The organism is Acidovorax sp. GW101-3H11 (genome assembly GCF_001633105.1).
GTDB lineage: Bacteria > Pseudomonadota > Gammaproteobacteria > Burkholderiales > Burkholderiaceae_C > Acidovorax.
Genome location: NZ_LUKZ01000012.1, coordinates 47,733 through 68,253, shown reverse-complemented (window position 1 = coordinate 68,253; position 20,521 = coordinate 47,733). Strand labels below are relative to the sequence as shown.

The window sequence follows — 20,521 nt, the reverse complement described above, 5'->3', positions numbered from 1 at the left end:
CCTGGATCTCCGCGTAAACCCCGGGAAAAAACAGGCGGTGGATGTTGACTTGCTCACATGTTAGCAAATAAGATACTCACATATTAGCAATTAACTGCCATGCACTCAAACCCCTGCCATCTGGAGTTCGATGTTGCGCCCTACCGGCTGTCCGGGGTGGTGTACGGAACCCTCCTCAACCACGAGCCCGCGATTGCCTCGCTCGGGCCCGCTGCCGAGTTGCCGCCCTACAAGGCGCCCGCCAAGGCGCCGGTTCTGTACATCAAGCCACGCAACACCTTGGCGGGCCTTGGGGATGCCGTGGTGGTGCCCGCCGATGCCCCCGAGCTGGAGATCGGCGCTTCGCTGGGCATCGTCATCGGCCGCACTGCGTGCCGCGTGGCGCCAGAGCAGGCGCTGGACCACGTTGCGGGCTACACCATCGTGAACGACATCAGCGTGCCCCATGGCCTGTTCTACCGGCCCTCGATTCGCTTCAAGGCGCGCGATGGCTCTTGCCCCATCGGGCCCATGGTCGTGCCCTGCAGCGCGGTGGGCAACCCCGATGCCCTGGATGTACGCGTTTGGGTGGACGGTGCCCTGGTGCACGCCACCACCACGGGCGAGCGGCGGCGCACGGTGGCGCGCCTGCTGGCCGATGTGACGGAGTTCATGACCTTGTCGCCCGGCGATGTGCTCATGCTGGGGGTGTCTGCCGATGCTCCGCGTGTGCGGGCCGGGCAGCAGGTCCGCATCGAGATCAAGGGCCTGGGCCAGCTCGACAACCGGTTGGTGAATGAAGGAGTTTCGCAATGAAGAAGGCAAGGGTGGCCTATGCAGGCGCCATTCATGAGGCAACCCCCCATGGCGAGCAGATCCGACTGGCCGATGGCCGCGTGCTGGAGCAGGGTGAGGTGGTCTGGCTGCCGCCTTTCGAAGTGGGCACCATCATCGCGCTGGGCCTGAACTATGCCGACCACCTCAAGGAGCTGTCGGGCGAGCTGACCGTGACCACGAAGGACGAACCCCTGGTGTTCCTCAAGGGCCCGGGCGCCTTGATCGGCCACAACGGTCAGACGCGCCGGCCGGCCGATGCGGCCTTCATGCACTACGAGTGCGAACTCGCGGTGGTCATTGGCAAGACCGCACGGGGCGTCAAGAAGGCCGACGCCCTGCAGCATGTGGCGGGCTACACGGTGTGCAACGACTACGCGATCCGCGACTACCTGGAGAACTGGTACCGGCCCAACCTGCGCGTGAAGAACCGCGACACCTGCACCGTGCTGGGCCCCTGGTTCGTGGATGCCGCCGATGTGCCCGATCCGCACGATCTGCAACTGCGCACCCTGGTCAATGGCCAGGTAGTGCAGCAGGGGCACACGGGCAACATGGTCAATGACATTGCCGAGCTGATCGAGTACCTGAGCGGCTTCATGACGCTGCGCGCGGGCGACGTGATCTTGACGGGCACGCCCGAAGGCGTGGTGAACGTCAGCGTGGGCGACCAGGTGGTCACCGAGATCGACGGCATCGGCCGGCTGGTGAACACCATCGTGGGCGACGAAGCCTTCGGCCGCTGACTTCCCTCCCAAAAAATATCCCTGCTTCCTGGAGATTCCTCTCATGCGCATCCAACACCTGATCGGCGGCAAGCCCGTCGAAAGCCGCGAATACTTCGAGACCGTCAACCCCGCTACGCAGGAGGTGCTGGCGGAGGTGGCCAGCGGTGGCGCGGCCGAAGTCCATGCCGCCGTGGCCGCCGCCAAGGACGCCTTTCCCGCCTGGGCCGGCTTGCCCGCCCCCGAGCGCGCCAAGCTCGTGCGCAAGCTCGGCGACCTGATCGCCGCCGAGGTGCCCACGCTGGCACTGACAGAAACCAAGGACACGGGCCAGGTGATCGGCCAGACCGGCAAGGCGCTGATTCCGCGTGCTGCCGACAACTTCTATTACTTTGCCGAGATGTGCACCCGCGTGGACGGCCACACCTACCCCACGCCCACCCACCTGAACTACACGCTGTTCCACCCGGTGGGCGTGTGCGCATTGATCTCGCCGTGGAACGTGCCCTTCATGACGTCCACCTGGAAGGTAGCTCCCGCCCTGGCCTTCGGCAACACGGCGGTGCTCAAGATGAGCGAGTTGTCGCCCCTGACGGCTGCGCGCCTGGGCGAGCTGGCGCTCGAAGCGGGCATTCCGGCCGGTGTGCTGAATGTGGTGCATGGTTATGGCAAGGACGCGGGCGAGCCGCTGTGCACACACCCCGACGTGCGCGCGATTTCGTTCACGGGCTCCACGGCCACGGGCAACCGCATCGTGCAGGCCGCAGGCCTCAAGAAGTTCAGCATGGAGCTGGGCGGCAAGAGCCCGTTCGTGGTGTTTGCCGACGCCGATCTGGACCGCGCGCTCGACGCCGCCCTCTTCATGATCTTCTCCAACAACGGAGAGCGCTGCACCGCCGGTTCGCGCATCCTGGTGCAGAAGTCCATCTATGCCGACTTCGCAGAGAAGTTCGCGGCCCGCGCGCGCCGCATCGTGGTGGGGGACCCGCTGGATGAGAAGACCATCGTCGGTCCGATGATCAGCCAGGCCCATCTGGCCAAGGTGCGCAGCTATATCGAACTGGGCCCGAAAGAGGGCGCCACCCTGCTGTGCGGCGGCCTCGGCACGCCCGACCTGCCGGCCCATCTGCAAAAGGGCAACTTCGTGCTGCCCACGGTGTTCGCGGACGTGGACAACCGCATGAAGATTGCCCAGGAAGAGATCTTCGGCCCCGTGGCCTGCCTGATCCCGTTCGAGGACGAGGCCGAAGCGATCCGCCTGGCCAACGACATCCAGTACGGCCTGTCGAGCTACGTCTGGACCGAGAACATTGGCCGGGCACACCGCGTGGCGGCCGGCATCGAGGCAGGCATGTGTTTCGTCAACAGTCAGAACGTGCGCGACCTGCGCCAGCCCTTCGGCGGCACGAAGGGCAGCGGCACGGGGCGCGAAGGTGGCACCTGGAGCTACGAGGTGTTCCTGGAGCCCAAGAACATTGCGGTGTCGATGGGGAGCCACCACATTCCGCACTGGGGTGTTTGACCTGCGGCCTGGACCACGTCGTACCCCGCAAGCATCCAATCGAACCACAGAACAGCCGAGAAATACAGGAGCAAAGAATGGGACAACTCGCACTGGCAGCCAAAATCACCCACGTGCCCTCCATGTACCTGAGCGAACTGGAGGGACCGCAAAAAGGGTTCCGCCAGGCCGCCATCGACGGCCATGCAGAAATCGGCCGCCGCTGCCGGGAGCTGGGCGTGGACACCATCGTGGTGTTCGACACGCACTGGCTGGTGAACGCCAACTACCACATCAACTGCGCGCCGCAGTTCCAGGGGGTGTACACCAGCAACGAGCTGCCCCACTTCATCAGCAACCTGGACTACGCGTTTCCCGGCAATCCGGAGCTGGGGCAGCTGCTGGCCCAGGCCTGCTGCGCACAGGGCGTGGAGACCCTGGCCCACCCCGCGACCACGCTGGCGCCCGAGTACGGAACGCTGGTCCCCATGCGCTACATGAACGCCGACCAGCACTTCAAGGTGGTGTCGGTGTCGGCTCTGTGCCAGGTGCACTATCTGGCCGACAGCGCGCGCCTGGGCTGGGCCATGCGCCGGGCCATTGAAGAGCACTACGACGGCACCGTGGCCTTTCTGGCCAGCGGCAGCCTGAGCCACCGCTTTGCCCAGAACGGCCTGGCCCCCGAATTTGCCCAGAGGATCTGGAGCCCCTTCCTGGAGACGCTGGACCACCGCGTCATCGAGATGTGGCAGGCGGGCGACTGGGCCACGTTCTGCGAGATGTTGCCCGAGTACGCGGCCAAGGGCCATGGCGAAGGGTTCATGCACGACACCGCCATGCTTGTGGGTGCACTGGGCTGGTCGGAGTACGCGGGCCGGGCGGAGGTGGTGACGCCGTATTTCGGCGCCTCGGGCACAGGGCAGATCAACGCCATCTTCCCGGTCACCCCGCAGACGGGGCGTGCGATTCCGGCGGCGCAGGCCTCCTCGGCCTCGGGCTACCAGGCCTTCAGCCGCCTCTAACCCGTCCTTGACCCGCACCTGAGCCGGAGCCGCGCCATGCCCCACCTGGTCATCCTCTACACCCCCAACCTGGACCTGCCCGCCGCACAAGGCGGCAGTGACATGGCGGCGCTGTGCCGCACGCTGGCCCGCACCTTGTGCGCCCAGGTGGATGAAGCGGGCAAGCCGGTGTTCCCCACCGGCGGCGTGCGCGTGCTGGCCTACCCGGCTGCGCACTGCGCCGTGGCCGATGGCGGGGCCGCCGGGCTGGCGGCGGGGGATGGCGCGGGCTATGCCTTCGTCTACCTCAACCTGCGCATGGGGCGCGGCCGTGGCGCTGCCACCCACCTGTCCGTGGGCCGCGCGCTGGAGGCCACAGCCCAGGCCCATTTTGCTGCGCTGCTGGCGTCGCGCCACATCGGCATCACCTTGCAGATCGACGAAGGTCCCGAGGTGTTCGACGCCAAACACAGCTCCATCCACCCCCTGTTCCACAAGCCGGCCAACCGCTGACGGCCCCTACAACACCATGCTTTCACAAGACACCGTGGGCGCCCTGGCGCGCGCGCTCCAAGACGCACGTATGACCCGCACGCAGCTGCGCCACTTCTCGCTGCAGTACCCCGAGATGACCATCGAGGACGGCTACGCCATCCAGCGCGAATGGGTGCGGCTGGAGCTGGCCGAGGGCCGCACCATCAAGGGCCGCAAGATCGGTCTGACCTCGCGGGCGATGCAGATCGCCAGCCAGATCACCGAGCCCGACTATGCACCTCTGATGGACGACATGTTCTTCGATGCCGGTGGCGATATTCCCTTCGAGCGCTTCATCGCGCCGCGCGTGGAGGTGGAGCTGGCCTTCATCCTGGGCAAGCCCCTGAAAGGCCCGGGCGTCACGCTGTTTGACGTGCTTTCGGCCACCGACTATGTGGTGCCCGCCATCGAGATCATCGACTCGCGCATCGAGCAGTTCGACCGCGAGACCCGCGTGATGCGCAAGGTCTTCGACACCATCTCGGACTTCGCCGCCAATGCAGGCATCGTGCTGGGCGGCCGCCCCGTCAAGCCCCTGGATGTGGACCTGCGCTGGGTGGGCGCGCTTTTGCACAAGAACGGCGTGATCGAGGAGAGTGGCCTGGCTGCCGCCGTGCTCAACCACCCGGCGAATGGCGTGGCCTGGCTGGCCAACAAGATCGCGCCCTATGGCGAGCAGCTCAACGCGGGCGATGTGGTGCTGGCGGGCTCGTTCACACGCCCCACGGCGGCGGTGGCGGGCGACAGCTTCCATGCCGACTACGGCCCGCTGGGCTCCGTGTCCTTCCGTTTTGTGTGAGGCCTTTGCCATGATGCAGATCCCCAACAATCGGTTTCGCAATGCGCTGCGCGAAGGCCAGCCGCAAATTGGCCTGTGGGTGGGGCTGGCTGATGCCAACGCCGCCGAGGCGCTGGCCGGCTGCGGTTTTGACTGGCTGCTGCTGGACGGCGAACATGCGCCCAACGACGTGCGCAGCGTGCTCGACCAGCTGCGGGCCGTGGCGCCATACCCCGCGCACCCCGTGGTGCGCCCGGTGCAGGCCGATGTGGCGCTGGTCAAGCAGTACCTGGATGTGGGCGCGCAGACCCTGCTCATCCCCATGGTCGATACGCCCGAGCAGGCGGCCCTGATGGTGCGGGCCATGCGCTATGCACCCGAAGGCATCCGGGGCATGGGTGCCGCGCTGGCGCGGGCCTCGCGCTGGAATCAGGTGGAGGACTACCTGAACTGCGCCAACGGCGAGATGTGCCTGCTGGTGCAGGCCGAGACCCCGCTGGCGATGCAGAACCTGCAGGCCATCGCAGCGACCGACGGCGTGGACGGCGTGTTCTTCGGCCCTGCGGACCTGTCGGCGTCGATGGGATACCGGGGCCAGGCCAGCCACCCCGCAGTGCAGCGGGCCATCCTGGAGGGCATTGCCACGGTGCGTGCGGTCGGCAAGGCCCCCGGCATCCTGATGGCAGACCGCCAGCTGGCCCAGAGCTACCTCGACGCGGGTGCCCTGTTCGTGGCCGTCGGTGTGGACACCACGCTGCTGGTGCGCAGCGCTACAGAGCTGGCGCGCAGCTTTGGCCGCAACTCGGCGCCTGTGCCAACGAGGGTGCCCCTGGCTGGCGGTGGCAACCCCTACTGACAGGCCCATCCACACATAGACAACCCGGCACCGGGCACTGCAGCAGGCAGTGCCCGCAGCGCAGCCTTTTTCCGTTTTTCCCCGAGCCAGCCACCAAGCCGGCCTTTTTTCCAACCATTCCCTGTGAGGAGACACCCCATGTCCACATTCAACCTCTCCCGCCGCGCGGCCCTGTGCACCGCCGCGATGTCCCTGAGCGGCCTGCCCATGGCCACCCTGGCGCAGGACAAACGCCCCCTCGAGTGGGTGGTCGGCATGGCGGCCGGTGGCGGCACCGACATCGTTGCGCGCACCGTGGCCGACCAGATGAGCAAGACGCTGAACCAGACCATCGTGGTGGTCAACAAGCCCGGCGCTGCGCACAACATCGCTGCGGACTATGTGGCACGCTCCTCCACCCCGGCCAACCTGCTGCTCACGGGCGACTACGCCGTGCTGGCCACCAACCCCTGGCTGTACAGCAAGCTGTCGTACAACGCCGACCGGGACCTGTCATCGGTGGGCATGCTGGTGCGTTTCCCGCTGATCCTGGTGGTGTCGCCCAAGCTGCCCGTCAAGAACTTCAAGGAGTTCGTGGCCTGGGCCAAGGCCCAGCCTGGCGGCGTCAACTATGCATCGCCCGGCGCGGGCACGCCCCACCACCTGACCATGGAGCTGCTGCGCCAGCAGACCGGCTTGAACATGACCCATGTGCCTTACCGGGGTGTCACGCCGGCCATCCAGGACATCATGGGTGGGCAGGTTCCTTTCATGTTTGTCGAGTCGGCGGGCGGTATGCCAAACATCGTGGGGGGCAACCTGCGCGCCATTGGCGTGGCCAGCGCCCAGCGCATGGCCACGCTGCCTGAAGTGCCGACGCTGATGGAGCAAGGCCTCAAGGACTTCGAGGCGTTTGCCTGGCAGGGCATGTCGGTCCATGCGTCCACGTCGCCCGAAGAAATCAAGCGCCTGAGCACCGCGCTGCAGGCCGCACTGAACTCTACGCCGGTGAAGGCACGCTTCCAGGCCCTGGGTGTGGAGGCCATGCCCGGCACGCCCGCGCAGATGAACACCTTTGCCATGGCCGAACGCGCGCGCTGGGGCAAGCTCATCAAGGACATCGGCCTGAAGCTGGAGTGAGCCCTGGGTTCGCTCCGCCCGACACACCACAGCAACCAGACCGTTACGCCATGCACACACTCGCACTCCAGGACCCCAGCCTGCTCAAGGCCCGCTGCTACATCGACGGCCAGTGGGTCGATGCCGACAACGGGGCCACGCTCGCTGTGAACAACCCCGCCAATGGCGCGCTGATCGGCACCATCCCGAACGCGGGCGCTGCGCAAACCCAGACCGCCATCGCCGCCGCTGACCGAGCGTTTGGCCCCTGGAAGGACCGCACGGCCGAGGACCGCGCGCGCATCCTGCGCCGCTGGTTCGAGCTCATGCTGCAGCACCAGGAGGACCTGGCCCTCATCATGACCAGCGAGCAGGGCAAACCCCTGGCCGAAGCCCGGGGTGAGATCGCCTATGCGGCGTCCTACATCGAGTGGTTTGCCGAAGAGGCCCGCCGCATCTATGGCGAGGTGATTCCCTCACCCTGGCTGGACAAGCGCATCGTCGTGACGCGCGAGCCGGTCGGTGTCTGTGCGGCCATCACACCCTGGAACTTCCCGGCCGCGATGATCACGCGCAAGGTGGCGCCCGCGCTGGCCGCCGGGTGCACCATCATCGTCAAGCCCGCCACGCAGACGCCGCTGTCGGCGCTGGCCATGGCCGAACTCGCGGCGCGGGCGGGTGTCCCGGCGGGGGTGTTCAGCGTCATCACCGGCGATGCGCGGCCCATCGGCGCGGAACTCACGGCCAGCCCCGTGGTGCGCAAGCTCACGTTCACGGGCTCGACCGAAATCGGCCGTGTGCTGGCTGCACAGTGCGCACCCACGCTCAAGAAGATGTCGCTGGAACTGGGGGGCAATGCGCCCTTCATCGTGTTCGAGGACGCAGACCTGGATGCGGCCGTGGCAGGGGCCATGGCCTCCAAGTACCGCAACACGGGGCAGACCTGCGTGTGTGCCAACCGCCTGCTGGTGCAGGACGGCGTCTACGACGCCTTCGCCGAAAAACTGGCCCGTACCGTGGCTGCGCTGAAGGTGGGCCACGGCCTGGAGGAGGGCGTGGAGCAGGGCCCGCTGATCGACGAGGCCTCTCTCACCAAAGTGGAGGCGCTGGTCGCCGATGCCAAGGCCCGGGGCGCCCGGGTGGTCACGGGCGGGCGGCGCCACGCGCTGGGCGGCACGTTCTACGAGCCCACGATCCTCGCGGACATCACGCCGGACATGCGCATGGCCCGCGAGGAAATCTTCGGCCCGGTGGCGCCGCTGTTTCGCTTCCACACCGAGGCCGAGGCGATCCAGATGGCCAACGACACCGAGTTTGGCTTGGCGGCCTATTTCTATTCGCGCGATGTGGGGCGGGTCTGGCGTGTCAGTGGCGCGCTGCAGTACGGCATGGTGGGCATCAATGCGGGCGTGATCTCCACGGCAGTGGCCCCGTTCGGCGGCGTCAAGCAGTCGGGCATGGGGCGCGAGGGCTCGGTGCATGGCATTGAGGAATACGTGGACACCAAGTACCTGTGCATGGGCGGCGTCTGAGGAGGCCACCAGGGGGCGTGCAACGCCGTGGACGTTTGAAGAAAAATCAAGAAACACCCGGAGGTCGGCATATGCGGGCAGGATTCCAGCCTTCCACCTCGTTGTCCAGCCGTGCCCGCATGGGCTTGGCTGCGGTTGCCCTGGCCCTGGCGGTCGGTCCGGCCCAGGGGCAAGACATGGCGGGCGTCACGGACAGCGAGATCGTCATAGGCCAGTCGGGCCAACTCAGCGGGCCGTTGTCGGCGCTGACCCACGAGGTGCGCCTGGGGGCGAGCCTCTACTTCGACCAGGTCAACGCTGCAGGCGGTGTGCGCGGCCGCAAGATCCGGGTGGTGGCTCTGGACGATGCCTACGACGCGAAGCAGGCCGCAGACAACACCCGCAAGTTGATCGATGAGGACAAAGTGCTTGCGCTGTTCCAGTACGCTGGTACTCCACCGGCAATGGCTGCCTTTCCGATCGCCGAGGCGCGGGGTGTGCCATTCATTGCGCCGTTCACCGGGTCCGATGCCTTGCGGCAGGCGAACAGCCGCTATGTCTTCAACATCAAGGCGGGTTATGCGGCTGAGCTTGATGCCACCGTGAAGCAGCTGGCCTCGGTCGGCATCTCGCGCATTGCGGCGGTGTACCTGAACAACCCATTCGGCACGGGCGGGCTGGCCGCCGTCGAAAAATCCGTGAAAGCGCACAACGTGGCCTTGCTTGCCCAGGCTCCGCTGGAGGTGGATGGCTCGAAGATGGCCGATGCCGTGGCGGTGGTGGCCAGGCAGTCGCCGCAGGCCATCGTGGTGATCAGCGCTGGCAAGCCCAGCGTGGACTTTGTGGCCGCGTACCTGGGGGCGGGCCACCGCAGCACGTTCTACATGCTGTCGGCCATCAGCAATGCCCAGCTTGTGCAGGCGCTGGGTGAGCGGGCACGGGGCGTGGTGGTCTCCCAGGTCGTGCCGTCGCCGTGGAACCAGAGCATGCCCATCTCGCGGGAGTTCCAGGGGCTGGCCAGGGCGCGGGGCATCACAGAGTTCACGTTCAGCCAGATGGAGGGGTTCATCGCGGCCCGTTTCCTGGTGGAGGCCTTGCAACGCGCCGGGGCCAGGCCCACGCGGGCCAGCCTGGTGCAGGCCATGGAGTCGATGAAAAACGTGAGCCTGGGCGGCTACCCCGTGGAGCTGTCTGCCAGCCAGCACAACTCCAGCAAGTTTGTGGACCTGCTGATGATGGGGCGCGACGGCAAGTTCACCAAGTGAGGCCACGGCCCGGAGCGGGCTGGCGTGCTCCTCAGTGCGAGGTGTCGGTGGGCGCGGGCTGGGGTGCCAGCAGCTCGGGGCACTGCCAGACCAGCAACTCGGCCAGGCGGGTGGTGATCCACGTGGCCTCGGCCACCGAGACGCCCGATTCGGCCGTGCACAGCCCGGCGTGGATGCGCCGCAGGGTCTCGGCTTCGGACGGGGCCTGCACGTGGTAGAGCGTTTGTGCCTGCTCCACCAGGTGGCCGGACAGGTCTTCGCACAGCTCGTAGCGGGCGCGCACCACGGCAGGCTTGTCGGTCAGGCGCTGGCGTGTGTCGCTGTAGACCGCCATGAACGAGGGCGGCACGTGGATCTGGTTGTCGTCGTCCATGGGCACCCTTCAGTCGGGGGTGAAAAGACGCTCGAACTTGGTCTGGTCCGCCGTCAGCTCGAAGCTCACGAGCTGGCCCATCTTCATGTCCGACAGCCGACAGGCCGCAAACAATGTGGTTTTGCCGGCCAGCTCCATCACCTCCAGGTCGATGATGGCGTAGGGGTAGGGGACAAAAACCTGGTGCTCGAAAACGTCCTTGTGCGTGTTGCGGGGCGAGGGGTAGAGCTTGTACAGGTCGGTTTGAATCGTTTGTGTGGCCATGGTCGTTGGTGCGAGCCTGTTCAAAGGGGGCTGCAGTGCGGGTACAGTGCGGGCGAATCGTACAGACAAACCTTTTTACCTATTTATGGCACGAAACAAAAGCGAATGGCCGGCCAAAGTGCTGGCGCTGGTGCGAGGCGGCAATGTGGCCGCCGCCATCGCGCAGATCAAGGTGGCGCCCACGGTTGGTGATGTCACCCGCCTGCAAACCCTGCTGGCCGAATTGCCACCGTCCCCTTCGTTGGCACAGCTGCACAAGGTGGTCGAGGAAGAGCGCGCCCTGCTGGCCGCCCCCCGGCTGCACCGTTCGCCCTGATTGCCCGTTCGCCTTTGCCGTCGTCCGTCCAGTAGAGAGTTTTTCGCCATGACCGTGCCCCGCGTTTCCATCCAGACCGAAGACTTCGACCTGTCTGCCGAGGTGGTGGCGCTGCGCCGTGAGAACAAGGGCGTGGGCGCGGTGTGCAGCTTTGTGGGCACGGTGCGCGACCGCAATGAAGGGGACCAGGTGGCGTCCATGGAGCTGGAGCATTACCCCGGCATGACCGAAAAATCCATCGAGGCCATGGTGGATGAGGCCTTTCGGCGCTTCGACATCTTCGGCGCCCGCGTCATCCACCGCGTGGGGCTGCTGCAGCCGCTGGACCAGATCGTGCTGGTGGCCGTGACCAGCGCCCACCGGGGCCAGAGCTTCCAGGCCTGCGAGTTTTTGATGGACTACCTCAAGACCCAGGCGCCGTTCTGGAAGAAGGAAGAAACCGCCCAGGGCGCCCGCTGGGTGGACGCGCGGGTGAGCGACGACGCCGCGCTGGCGCGCTGGGGCATCACGCTGGGCAACGCGGCCTGACGCGTGGGGCGCGGCGGGGCGCGGCGGGGCAAAAATTTAAAAGAAATTGGCCTTCTCCGCGCTCTGGTAAAGCGTTGGTAGCTATAAAAATTATAGTGATGGGTGCTTGCCTGGCGTGGTGAACCACTGACGCAGGTCAACGGCAGGCCATGGAGCGGGGTGGGGGACTGTCTTGAAATCAGGCACACCTCGCCTCAAATGTTCTGCAATTCGGAGGACATTCACCCATGCGTCTCGACAAATTCACCACCAAGTTCCAGGAAGCCCTGAGCGATGCCCAGAGCATTGCGCTGGGCCATGACAACGCCTACATCGAACCCGTGCATGTGCTGCTGGCCATGCTGCAGCAGGACGACGGCCCCAAGGCGCTGCTGCAGCGTGCGGGCGCCAATGTGCCCGGCCTGCTGACGGCGGCTGAGGCGGCCGTCAAGCGCCTGCCCCAGGTGCAGGGCAACGACCAGGTGCAGGGCGGGCCCGAGCTGGGCCGCGTGCTGCAGGCCACCGAGAAGGAGGCCATCAAACGCGGCGACCCGTTCATCGCCAGCGAGCTGTTTTTGCTGGCCGTGATCGACAGCAAGGGCGACGCCGCCAAGATCGCCAAGGACAACGGCCTGACCCGCAAGAGCCTGGAAGCCGCCATTGACGCCGTGCGCGGCGGCCAGAAAGTGGACAGCGCCGAGGCCGAAGGCCAGCGCGGCGCACTCGCCAAATACTGCCTGGACCTGACCGAGCGCGCGCGCATCGGCAAGCTCGACCCCGTGATTGGCCGCGACGATGAAATCCGCCGCGCCATCCAGGTGCTGCAGCGCCGCACCAAGAACAACCCCGTGCTCATCGGCGAGCCCGGCGTGGGCAAGACCGCCATCGTCGAAGGCCTGGCCCAGCGCATCGTGGCGGGCGAGGTGCCCGAAAGCCTCAAGGGCAAGCGCGTGCTGTCGCTCGACATGGCGGCGTTGCTGGCGGGTGCCAAGTTTCGCGGTGAGTTCGAGGAACGCCTGAAAGCCGTACTCAACGAGCTGGCCAAGGACGAAGGCCAGACCATCGTCTTCATCGACGAGCTGCACACCATGGTGGGCGCGGGCAAGGGCGAAGGCGCGATGGACGCGGGCAACATGCTCAAGCCGGCCCTCGCGCGCGGCGAGCTGCACTGTGTGGGTGCGACCACGCTGGATGAGTACCGCAAGTACATCGAAAAGGATGCGGCGCTGGAGCGGCGCTTTCAGAAAATCCTGGTGGGCGAGCCCAGCGTGGAGGCGACCATCGCCATCCTGCGTGGCCTGCAGGAGAAGTACGAGGTGCACCATGGCGTGGACATCACCGACCCGGCCATCGTGGCGGCGGCCGAGCTGTCCAACCGCTACATCACCGACCGCTTTCTGCCCGACAAGGCGATTGATTTGATCGACGAGGCCGCGTCCAAGATCAAGATCGAGATGGACTCCAAGCCCGAGGTGATGGACAAGCTCGACCGCCGCCTGATCCAGCTGCAGATCGAGCGCGAAGCCGTGCGCCGCGAGAAGGACGAGTCCTCGCAGAAGCGCTTTGCATTGATCGAGGAAGAGATCGGCAAGCTGCAAAAGGAGATTGCCGACTACGACGAGATCTGGCAGTCGGAAAAAGCCCAGGCGCAGGGCAGCGCCCATGTGCGCGAGGCCATCGACAAGCTCAAGTTCCAGATCGAGGAGTTCACCCGCAAGGGCGACTTCAACAAGGTGGCTGAGTTGCAGTACGGCAAGCTGCCCGAGCTGGAAAAGCAGCTGAAAGAAGCACAGGCGCAAGAGGCTGGCAAGGATGGCGCCCCGGCCGCGCGCCGCCTGCTGCGCACCCAAGTCGGTGCCGAAGAAATCGCCGAAGTGGTGAGCCGCGCCACGGGCATCCCCGTGGCCAAAATGATGCAGGGCGAAAAGGACAAGCTCTTGCAGATGGAAGCCAAGCTGCACGAGCGCGTGGTGGGCCAGCAAGAGGCGATTGCTGCGGTGGCCAACGCCATCCGCCGCTCGCGCTCGGGCCTGTCCGATCCCAACCGGCCCACGGGCTCGTTCCTCTTCCTGGGCCCCACGGGCGTGGGCAAGACCGAGCTGTGCAAGGCGCTGGCGGGCTTCCTGTTCGACAGCGAGGACCACCTGATCCGCATCGACATGAGCGAGTTCATGGAGAAGCACTCGGTGGCCCGCCTGATCGGTGCGCCGCCGGGCTATGTGGGTTACGAAGAGGGTGGCTACCTGACCGAGGCCGTGCGCCGCAAGCCCTACAGCGTGCTGCTGCTCGACGAGGTGGAAAAGGCCCACCCCGACGTGTTCAACGTGCTGCTGCAGGTGCTGGACGATGGCCGCCTGACCGATGGCCAGGGCCGCACCGTGGACTTCAAGAACACGGTGATCGTGATGACGAGCAACATCGGCTCGCACCTGATCCAGGCCATGGTGGGGCAGGACTCGCAGGACATCAAGGATGCGGTGTGGGGCGAACTGAAGAACCACTTCCGGCCCGAGTTCCTGAACCGCATTGACGAGACCGTGGTGTTCCATGCGCTGGATGCGCAGCACATTGCGTCCATCGCCAAGATCCAGCTGCAGTTGCTGCAATCCCGGTTGGCCAAGATGGATTTGGAGTTGCAGGTGTCGGATGCGGCCTTGGCAGAATTGGCCAAAGTGGGGTTCGACCCCGTGTTTGGTGCGCGGCCGCTCAAGCGGGCGATCCAGCAGCGCATCGAGAACCCGCTGTCCAAGCTGCTGCTGGAAGGGCGCTTCCCGCCCAAGAGCGTGATTCCGGTCACCGTGAACCCGGTGCTGGAGCCGGGCGTGTTCCAGTTCGGCGTGGCCCCGCAGGGGTGATGCGGGTGTGGGAAGAGGTGGTAGCGCGCATCCGTGCTGCCGCCCCCTCCCCAAATTGTGAAGGAGAGGTGTCGTTTGAATGATTTTGTTGCGGGCGCTGTGCGCCTGTTGCTGCGTGTAGTGGTCATTGCCATGGGGCTGGTGCTGTTTGCCAGCCTGCTGGTGGCCGCCCTGGTGCTGGCCCTGGTGTGGGTGCTGCGCGCAGGCTGGGCGCGCCTCACGGGGCGGCCGGTGGCACCCTGGGTTATGCGCATGGATCCGCGCACGGGTTTCAGCACCGTGTTCCGCTCTACCGAGCGGTGGTCTTCAAGCCGCCGTGGCGCCGCAGCACCGGCCGATGCCGGTGAAGAAGCAGCTGCGTCGCGCCGGGGCGGCATCCTGCCGGGTGCGGCCCAGGTGACCGACGTGGAAGCGCGCGAAGTCCGTTGACGGGGCATGGCCCCACGGGCCGCGCCCACCTCTGCGTGTGGGCGCCTGCAGCAGTTTTTTTGACGGCGGCACACCCGCCTTGTGCGTGATGCGCCCATGGGGGTGTCTTCTATGATCCAGACATGACACCAGCCGATATCCACGCCCATTTCGATCTCCAACGCCAGGCGAGCCGCGCGCATGTGGATGTGCCACTGCTCGTGCGCCGGGAGCGGCTGCTGCGCATCGCCAAAATGCTCGACGAGCATGGCCCCGTGCTGGCGGCGGCGGTGCAGGCCGACTTTGGCATGCGCTCGCCGCGCCTGACCGAGGTGGCCGATTTCTTCGTGCTGCACACCCTGCTGTCGCACACCCTGAGCCACCTCGCCCAATGGATGAAGCCCCGCAAGGTGCGCACCCCGCTGTACCTGCAGCCCGCCAGCGCACACATCCAGCGCCAGCCGCTGGGGGTGGTGGGCGTGATTGCGCCCTGGAACTACCCGGTGCAACTGGCCCTGGCCCCTGCCATCACCGCGCTGGCCGCAGGCAACCGCGTGATGCTCAAGCCCAGCGAACTCACGCCCCACACCTCGGCCCAGCTCGCGGCCCTGGTGGCCCAGTTTTTCGCGCCCGACGAGTTCTGCGTGGTGCAGGGCGATGCCAACCTGTCGGCGCTGTTTGCCTCGTTGCCGTTCGATCATCTGGTGTTCACCGGCTCCACGGCGGTGGGGCGCAAGGTGGCGCAGGCGGCGGCGCAGAACCTCACGCCCACCACGCTGGAGCTGGGCGGCAAGTCGCCCTGCATCATCGACGGCCACTGCGACATGCAGGACGCGGCGCTCAAGATTGCGCATGGCAAGCTGCTCAACGCCGGGCAGACCTGCATTGCGCCCGACTACGTGCTGCTGCCCCGGGGGCGCGAGGGCGAGTTTGCGCAGGCCTACCTCGCAGCGGTGGCGCGCCTCTTCCCCACCATCGAGGGCAACGCCGACTACGCCTCCATCATCACGCCGCGCCACCATGCGCGCCTGCGCACCATGCTGCAGCAGGCCCAGACGCAGGGGGCCGAGGTGCAGACCATCGACCCGGCTGCAGGCAAGCCCGTGGTGCACACCGTGGGCACGCTGGGCGACGGCGCCAGCCGCCAGATGTTGCCCACGCTGGTGTTCGGCGCCACCTCGCAGATGCAGCTCATGCAGGAGGAGATTTTTGGCCCCATCCTGCCGGTGATCTCGTACGAGCGGCTTGACGATGCCATTGCCCACATCAACGCCGGGCCGCGCCCGCTGGCGCTGTACTGGTTTGGCAACAGCGAAGCGGTGCAGGGCGATGTGCTGCGCCGCACCGTGAGCGGCGGCGTGACGGTGAACGACACGCTGATGCACATTGCGCACGACAACCTGCCCTTTGGCGGTGTGGGCGACAGCGGCTGGGGCGCCTACCACGGCGAGCAGGGCTTTCTGCGCTTTTGCCACCAGAAGTCGGTGCTGGTGCAGTCGCGCTGGGCGATGGGCTCGCTGTTCTACCCGCCCTATGGTGCCCGGTTCGACCAGGTCATGGGGCTGCTGCGCCGCTGGTTGTAGGGGCGGCGGGCTCGCTCTCGGGCCCCTCTTGTGCTGGCGCCGCTGCGGGCCCACCGTCCGGCGGGGCCGGAGGGCGGGTGATGAGCTGCACAATGGCATCGCGCAGCTGGCCGGTAGACACCGGCTTGTGCAGCAGCAGTGCCGAGGTGGACTGCGCATCGCGCAGGCGCTGGGGCGACGTGTCGCCCGTCATGATGATGGCGGGCACGGGCGTGCCCAGGTAGGTGCGCAGCGCCTGCAGCACCTGCTTGCCCGTCTCTTCGTGGCGCAGGCGGAAGTCCGTGATGATGATGTCGGGGGTCACGTCCTCCAGCGCCTCCAGCGCATCGGCGCTGGACTCGGCCGTGAGGCATTGGCAGCCCCAGCTTTGCAGCAGCGACTGCATGCCCAGGCGCACGGCCTCGTCGTCGTCGATGGCCAGCACCTTCAGCCCGGCCAGGCTGCGGGCCGACGGGGCAGGGCTGGCGTCGTCCTCCAGCGCGCCCTGCCAGCGGTCCAGCCACAGCCGAAACACAGAGCCCCTGCCGGGGTGTGAGCGCAGCTCCACCGAGGTCTTCATCTCGCGCGCCAGCCGCTGCACGATGGCCAGGCCCAGGCCCAGCCCTTTGCGACGGTCGCGCTCGGGGTTGCCGAGCTGGTGGAACTCCTTGAAGATGTCCTCCCACTGGTGCACGGGGATGCCCGCCCCGGTGTCCCACACCTCCAGCGCCAGCCGTTTGCCGCGTGTGCGGCAGGCAATGAGCACGCCGCCCCGCGCGGTGTAGCGCAGGGCGTTGGAGATGAAGTTGTGCATCACCAGCCCCACCAGCGAGCGGTCGGCAAAGGCAGCGGCCGAAGTCTCGCGGGTGCGGTACACCAGCCCGGCCGTGTCGGCCTGCACGCCAAATTCCTGCTCCAGCGCCGTCAGCAGCGGCTGCACCGCAAAGGCGGCGGGCCGCACCTTCACCACACCGGCTTCCAGCCGCGAGTAGTCCAGCAGGGTGGTGAGCATTTCGGCCGCCGCACCCGAGGCCGCGTGCGCGTGCTTGAGCACCGTGCGCTGGTGGTCGTTGAGGGGGCTGCGCTGCAGCGATTCGAGAAACAGCCCCATGGCGTGCAGGGGCTGGCGCAGGTCGTGGCTGGCAGCGGCCAGAAAGCGCGATTTGTCGCGGTCGGCTTGTTCGGCGGCCCCTTGTGCGGCCAGGGCACGCTGGGATTCGGCGCGCAGCTCGTTCACCAGGCGCTCGTTTTCGAGCTTGAGCGCAATGCTGCGCCGCGTGGCCCGGTCGGCGGTGCGGGCCTGCAGGCAGGTCAGCGCGTAGTACACACCGCTCAAGAACAGCGCAGGCCACATCACAGGCCCGCCAGCCAGGGCCACGGCTGTCATCMCCCCGCCGATGGCGCTGGTGAGGTAGGTGACATAGGCCCGGTACAGCGGCGCCCCCAGGCCCAGCGCGCCGGACGAGACGGTGCTGATGATGCCGATGGCGTAGATCACGCTGTCGGACGTGCCCCAGTACAGCACCACGTAGCCCAGGCTGCCCCAGCTCAGCCCCATGGCGGCCATGCAGGCAATCAGCTTGCGCGCGGCCTGGGGCGCGGGGTCGGTGAAGGGGGAGATGCTGCGCAGCGTGAGGTAGACGCCCGCAATCACCAGCGCATGGGTGGACAGCCAGACGGTGGTGGCCTGCGTGTCGGCCACCCGGGCCATCACCCACAGGGTGCCCAGCGCGGTGGCCAGCGACGCCAGCAGCGTCATCGGAAAGTTCTGCCGCAGCAGGGCCACCTGCTCGCGCAGCACCTCGTCGCGCTCCCACACCGGCCAGCCCCAGCGGGTGGGGGGCTGCGTGCCGGGGGGTTCGGGCGTGGTCTCAGAGGGGGTCATGGAGCTGCGGTGTGGACAGGCCCAGGCGCTGCGCGGCCAGCAGCGCGGCGCTGCGGCTGTTCACGCCCAGCTGCGCAAAGATGGCGGCCACGTGCACGCGCACTGTGTTTTCGCTCAGGCCCAGGTCGCGGGCGATTACCTTGTTGGGTTTGCCGGTGCACAGCAGCGACAGCACATCCAGCTGGCGCGCCGTGAGCGAGGGCGCATCGGGCCCGCGTGTGGTGGCGCTGTTGCCGCTGTTGATGGGGAAGCAGGGCTGGCCCGACAGCGCGCAGGTGATGGCCTCCAGGATGTCTTCGGCGTTGGCCGACTTGGGTAGAAAACCATCGGCGCCCCGGGCCCGCGCCTCATAGACCGCATCGGGCGCCACGCTGGCGGACACCAGCACGATGCGGGCCTGGGGGCAGGCCTGGCGCACCAGACGCAGGCCGTCCAGGCCACTCATGCCGGGCAGCTGGATGTCGAGCAGCACCAGGTCGATGTCGGCCTGCTGTAGCGCGCAGGCGTCGGCAATCGAGCCCGCTTCGGCAATAGTGCCCACGCTGGGGTGGTCCTGCACGATCAGGCGCAGCCCTGTGCGAAACAGGGCGTGATCGTCCACCAGCAGGAGGCGGGCATTCGGACGGGCACTTTGGAAGGCACTCATTGGACAAGTATTGCGCACAACCGGGTGTTGCGGGCTAGTCCATTTGTGCGATGGACGCAGGCTAGGTCACTTTCTAGACTTTCCGTCAAGCATTGAAAAGCACTTTGGGTGCCCGCCGATGCGCAAACCTTCGTCGTCTCACTTCGTCTTCAAAGGGCTTCCCCATGACCACCACTGCGTTGATCCACGGCTCCACCCCTTCTGCAAATGCCCACCGGGGGGGCGAGCGGCGACCGGCCGCCCCTGCGGGCACCGGCCTGGGGGGCAATACGCTGGCACAGATCATGGAAGAGAACTGCTCGGACATGCTGGCCGCTGCGGGCGTGGTGATCGAACACCTCGATGCCCAGGCGGGGGCCTGGCAGTTCTCTGCCGACCAGGGGCAGACCTGGCGCGCCATCCGCACCGACCTGATCAACCGCCCGGGCAACCTGGGGCTAGCGCTGGACCGCGATGCACGCCTGCGGGTGCTGCCCTTCGGCGGCCACCGGGTGACGGGCGCCCGGGTGGCTTTCCATGCTGTGCAGCGCAGCCATGGTGCAGGCAATGGCAGCTACCGCGCCTATGCCCCCGACGATCGGGATGGGGATTCGCGCACGGTGACGCTGGTGCTCAGCCTGGCAGCCATCAATGGTGCGCCGCCGGTGGTGCATGTGCCGCGCCCGCGCAACAAGCGGGCGATGGTTCAGCGCGCGGCGGCCTCGGTGGGGGTGGGCGCTGCGCTGTCGGGCTCGATGGCCATGGCCTGAGAAGGTGTGAACGAACCCGCCATGCCCGCTCATTCCGCCAAAACGCACCCGCTCGTCGTTGCCAATGCTCGCCATAGCCCGAGCTATGGCTGTGCTTTGCGCCTAGATCGGGCGCGTTTTGGCGGCCTGCTCGGGCACGCCGGATTCATTCACACCTTCTGAGCAAGGCGGTAGAGCTGCGGAGTGGGGCCGGGTGCCCGGCCGTGCATGCCACAAAGACAGCATTTTGGGGAGCGAAGCCGAACGTTTGACGAGGACAAAACAGGGGCCTCTGGAGGGCAAAAAACCGTTTGCGGCGACAATGCCGACCTTTCGCATTTTCATTCTCTGTTTTCGTTCGGTTTTTTCATGTCCAGTATCCAGGTTCGTCCCGCCACGCTTCGCGATGCAAAAGCCATCGCCCAGATCCACACCGTTTCCGCCCAAGAGGCTTACAAAGGGCTGGTGCCAGACGAGCAGTTGAAATCCATGTCGTCGGTCGAAAAGCGCCAGGCTTACTGGCGCGAGGCCATTGAGTATTGCGAGCCCCAGGTGCAGGTGGCGGTGGACGGCGAGAAGATCGTCGGCTTTGTGGGCTATGACCGCTCGCGCGATGAAAAGTCCCGCCCCACCACCGGTGAAATCTGGGCTATCTACGCCGCACCCACCCACTGGAGTCAGGGCGTTGGCCTGGCGCTGTGGGATGCCGCCCGTGACGGCTTGCACGAAGAAGGCTGCACCAACGTCACCGCATGGGTGCCGCTGCGCAACGAGCGTGCCCTCCGTTTCCACGAAATGGCGGGCTTCAAGCAAGAACTCTCGACCGCCAAGACCAATGTGATTGGCGGCGTGAAGATCGAAGAAGTGCGCCTGAAACGGCCCATCAACGCATAGG

The 20,521-nt window shown here is 66.6% G+C and carries 21 protein-coding genes; 17 read left to right on the top strand and 4 right to left on the bottom strand.

Annotated elements, in window-relative coordinates; translation table 11 throughout:
* Positions 1–99 precede the first annotated feature (99 nt).
* From A1D30_RS12915 to A1D30_RS12870, 10 genes are all read left to right on the top strand, one after another.
* Complete coding sequence (locus A1D30_RS12915) at positions 100–795, top strand: fumarylacetoacetate hydrolase family protein (protein WP_063461131.1); 696 nt, start codon at positions 100–102, stop codon at positions 793–795.
* On the top strand, positions 792–1,559 hold the full coding sequence (locus tag A1D30_RS12910; protein ID WP_063461130.1) for a fumarylacetoacetate hydrolase family protein: 768 nt from the start codon (positions 792–794) through the stop codon (positions 1,557–1,559). Before A1D30_RS12915 ends, A1D30_RS12910 begins: the two co-directional genes overlap by 4 nt.
* 43 nt (positions 1,560–1,602) lie before the next feature.
* Entirely contained in the window at positions 1,603–3,060 is a 1,458-nt protein-coding gene (hpaE, locus tag A1D30_RS12905; protein ID WP_063461129.1) for a 5-carboxymethyl-2-hydroxymuconate semialdehyde dehydrogenase, read from the top strand.
* Positions 3,061–3,137: 77 nt separating this feature from the next.
* On the top strand, positions 3,138–4,061 hold the full coding sequence (gene hpaD / locus A1D30_RS12900; RefSeq protein ID WP_063461128.1) for a 3,4-dihydroxyphenylacetate 2,3-dioxygenase: 924 nt from the start codon (positions 3,138–3,140) through the stop codon (positions 4,059–4,061).
* A gap of 36 nt (positions 4,062–4,097) precedes the next feature.
* Positions 4,098–4,553: a 5-carboxymethyl-2-hydroxymuconate isomerase gene (locus A1D30_RS12895; RefSeq protein WP_063461127.1), complete on the top strand. Its 456-nt coding sequence runs from the start codon at positions 4,098–4,100 to the stop codon at positions 4,551–4,553.
* A 16-nt stretch (positions 4,554–4,569) separates the two neighbouring features.
* Positions 4,570–5,373: a 2-oxo-hept-4-ene-1,7-dioate hydratase gene (gene hpaH / locus A1D30_RS12890; protein ID WP_063461126.1), complete on the top strand. Its 804-nt coding sequence runs from the start codon at positions 4,570–4,572 to the stop codon at positions 5,371–5,373.
* 13 nt (positions 5,374–5,386) lie between these two features.
* Positions 5,387–6,208, top strand: a complete 822-nt coding sequence (gene hpaI / locus A1D30_RS12885) for a 4-hydroxy-2-oxoheptanedioate aldolase (RefSeq protein WP_063461380.1) — start codon at positions 5,387–5,389, stop codon at positions 6,206–6,208.
* 138 nt (positions 6,209–6,346) lie between these two features.
* Positions 6,347–7,327: a tripartite tricarboxylate transporter substrate binding protein gene (locus A1D30_RS12880; protein WP_063461125.1), complete on the top strand. Its 981-nt coding sequence runs from the start codon at positions 6,347–6,349 to the stop codon at positions 7,325–7,327.
* 50 nt (positions 7,328–7,377) lie between these two features.
* Positions 7,378–8,838, top strand: a complete 1,461-nt coding sequence (locus A1D30_RS12875) for an NAD-dependent succinate-semialdehyde dehydrogenase (protein WP_063461124.1) — start codon at positions 7,378–7,380, stop codon at positions 8,836–8,838.
* A 71-nt stretch (positions 8,839–8,909) separates the two neighbouring features.
* Positions 8,910–10,082, top strand: coding sequence for an ABC transporter substrate-binding protein (locus tag A1D30_RS12870; protein ID WP_082836439.1), 1,173 nt, complete (start codon positions 8,910–8,912; stop codon positions 10,080–10,082).
* A gap of 31 nt (positions 10,083–10,113) precedes the next feature.
* Here the strand turns inward: A1D30_RS12870 and A1D30_RS12865 are convergent, their stop codons facing one another.
* Complete coding sequence (locus tag A1D30_RS12865) at positions 10,114–10,455, bottom strand: hypothetical protein (protein WP_063461122.1); 342 nt, start codon at positions 10,453–10,455, stop codon at positions 10,114–10,116.
* 9 nt (positions 10,456–10,464) lie between these two features.
* Positions 10,465–10,719: a hypothetical protein gene (locus A1D30_RS12860; protein ID WP_063461121.1), complete on the bottom strand. Its 255-nt coding sequence runs from the start codon at positions 10,717–10,719 to the stop codon at positions 10,465–10,467.
* An 85-nt stretch (positions 10,720–10,804) separates the two neighbouring features.
* Here A1D30_RS12860 and A1D30_RS12855 point away from each other — a divergent pair, with 85 nt between their 5' ends.
* From A1D30_RS12855 to A1D30_RS12835, 5 genes are all read left to right on the top strand, one after another.
* Positions 10,805–11,035, top strand: a complete 231-nt coding sequence (locus tag A1D30_RS12855; RefSeq protein ID WP_063461120.1) for a hypothetical protein — start codon at positions 10,805–10,807, stop codon at positions 11,033–11,035.
* A gap of 48 nt (positions 11,036–11,083) precedes the next feature.
* Complete coding sequence (locus tag A1D30_RS12850; RefSeq protein WP_063461119.1) at positions 11,084–11,563, top strand: molybdenum cofactor biosynthesis protein MoaE; 480 nt, start codon at positions 11,084–11,086, stop codon at positions 11,561–11,563.
* A 227-nt stretch (positions 11,564–11,790) separates the two neighbouring features.
* The gene (gene clpB, locus A1D30_RS12845; protein WP_063461118.1) at positions 11,791–14,397 is read left to right on the top strand and encodes an ATP-dependent chaperone ClpB; all 2,607 of its coding nucleotides are present in this window, start codon (positions 11,791–11,793) and stop codon (positions 14,395–14,397) included.
* A 75-nt stretch (positions 14,398–14,472) separates the two neighbouring features.
* Positions 14,473–14,826, top strand: a complete 354-nt coding sequence (locus A1D30_RS12840) for a hypothetical protein (RefSeq protein ID WP_063461117.1) — start codon at positions 14,473–14,475, stop codon at positions 14,824–14,826.
* A gap of 122 nt (positions 14,827–14,948) precedes the next feature.
* Complete coding sequence (locus tag A1D30_RS12835; RefSeq protein ID WP_063461116.1) at positions 14,949–16,388, top strand: coniferyl aldehyde dehydrogenase; 1,440 nt, start codon at positions 14,949–14,951, stop codon at positions 16,386–16,388.
* Here A1D30_RS12835 and A1D30_RS12830 read toward each other — a convergent pair.
* A complete protein-coding gene (locus tag A1D30_RS12830) occupies positions 16,360–18,252 on the bottom strand; it encodes a hybrid sensor histidine kinase/response regulator (protein WP_063461115.1) in 1,893 nt (630 codons plus the stop codon). The two genes, A1D30_RS12835 and A1D30_RS12830, sit on opposite strands and share 29 nt — an antisense overlap.
* Positions 18,239–18,898 (bottom strand): response regulator transcription factor, encoded by a 660-nt coding sequence (locus tag A1D30_RS12825; protein WP_063461114.1) that lies wholly within the window; start codon positions 18,896–18,898, stop codon positions 18,239–18,241. The genes A1D30_RS12830 and A1D30_RS12825 overlap by 14 nt, the downstream gene beginning before the upstream one ends.
* A 164-nt stretch (positions 18,899–19,062) precedes the next feature.
* On the opposite strand from A1D30_RS12825, the gene A1D30_RS12820 reads away from it, so the two are divergent.
* Both A1D30_RS12820 and A1D30_RS12815 read left to right on the top strand, forming a co-directional pair.
* Positions 19,063–19,647: a hypothetical protein gene (locus A1D30_RS12820; protein WP_063461113.1), complete on the top strand. Its 585-nt coding sequence runs from the start codon at positions 19,063–19,065 to the stop codon at positions 19,645–19,647.
* Between the two features lie 348 nt (positions 19,648–19,995).
* A complete protein-coding gene (locus A1D30_RS12815) occupies positions 19,996–20,520 on the top strand; it encodes a GNAT family N-acetyltransferase (RefSeq protein WP_063461112.1) in 525 nt (174 codons plus the stop codon).
* Position 20,521: the final 1 nt, after the last annotated feature.

Coding starts and splice junctions, on each gene's coding strand:
- A1D30_RS12915 (WP_063461131.1), top strand. CDS start 100: ATGCACTCAAACCCCTGCCATCTGGAGTTCGATGTTGCGCCCTACCGG.
- A1D30_RS12910 (WP_063461130.1), top strand. CDS start 792: ATGAAGAAGGCAAGGGTGGCCTATGCAGGCGCCATTCATGAGGCAACC.
- hpaE (WP_063461129.1), top strand. CDS start 1,603: ATGCGCATCCAACACCTGATCGGCGGCAAGCCCGTCGAAAGCCGCGAA.
- hpaD (WP_063461128.1), top strand. CDS start 3,138: ATGGGACAACTCGCACTGGCAGCCAAAATCACCCACGTGCCCTCCATG.
- A1D30_RS12895 (WP_063461127.1), top strand. CDS start 4,098: ATGCCCCACCTGGTCATCCTCTACACCCCCAACCTGGACCTGCCCGCC.
- hpaH (WP_063461126.1), top strand. CDS start 4,570: ATGCTTTCACAAGACACCGTGGGCGCCCTGGCGCGCGCGCTCCAAGAC.
- hpaI (WP_063461380.1), top strand. CDS start 5,387: ATGCAGATCCCCAACAATCGGTTTCGCAATGCGCTGCGCGAAGGCCAG.
- A1D30_RS12880 (WP_063461125.1), top strand. CDS start 6,347: ATGTCCACATTCAACCTCTCCCGCCGCGCGGCCCTGTGCACCGCCGCG.
- A1D30_RS12875 (WP_063461124.1), top strand. CDS start 7,378: ATGCACACACTCGCACTCCAGGACCCCAGCCTGCTCAAGGCCCGCTGC.
- A1D30_RS12870 (WP_082836439.1), top strand. CDS start 8,910: ATGCGGGCAGGATTCCAGCCTTCCACCTCGTTGTCCAGCCGTGCCCGC.
- A1D30_RS12865 (WP_063461122.1), bottom strand. CDS start 10,455: ATGGACGACGACAACCAGATCCACGTGCCGCCCTCGTTCATGGCGGTC.
- A1D30_RS12860 (WP_063461121.1), bottom strand. CDS start 10,719: ATGGCCACACAAACGATTCAAACCGACCTGTACAAGCTCTACCCCTCG.
- A1D30_RS12855 (WP_063461120.1), top strand. CDS start 10,805: ATGGCACGAAACAAAAGCGAATGGCCGGCCAAAGTGCTGGCGCTGGTG.
- A1D30_RS12850 (WP_063461119.1), top strand. CDS start 11,084: ATGACCGTGCCCCGCGTTTCCATCCAGACCGAAGACTTCGACCTGTCT.
- clpB (WP_063461118.1), top strand. CDS start 11,791: ATGCGTCTCGACAAATTCACCACCAAGTTCCAGGAAGCCCTGAGCGAT.
- A1D30_RS12835 (WP_063461116.1), top strand. CDS start 14,949: ATGACACCAGCCGATATCCACGCCCATTTCGATCTCCAACGCCAGGCG.
- A1D30_RS12825 (WP_063461114.1), bottom strand. CDS start 18,898: ATGAGTGCCTTCCAAAGTGCCCGTCCGAATGCCCGCCTCCTGCTGGTG.
- A1D30_RS12820 (WP_063461113.1), top strand. CDS start 19,063: ATGACCACCACTGCGTTGATCCACGGCTCCACCCCTTCTGCAAATGCC.
- A1D30_RS12815 (WP_063461112.1), top strand. CDS start 19,996: ATGTCCAGTATCCAGGTTCGTCCCGCCACGCTTCGCGATGCAAAAGCC.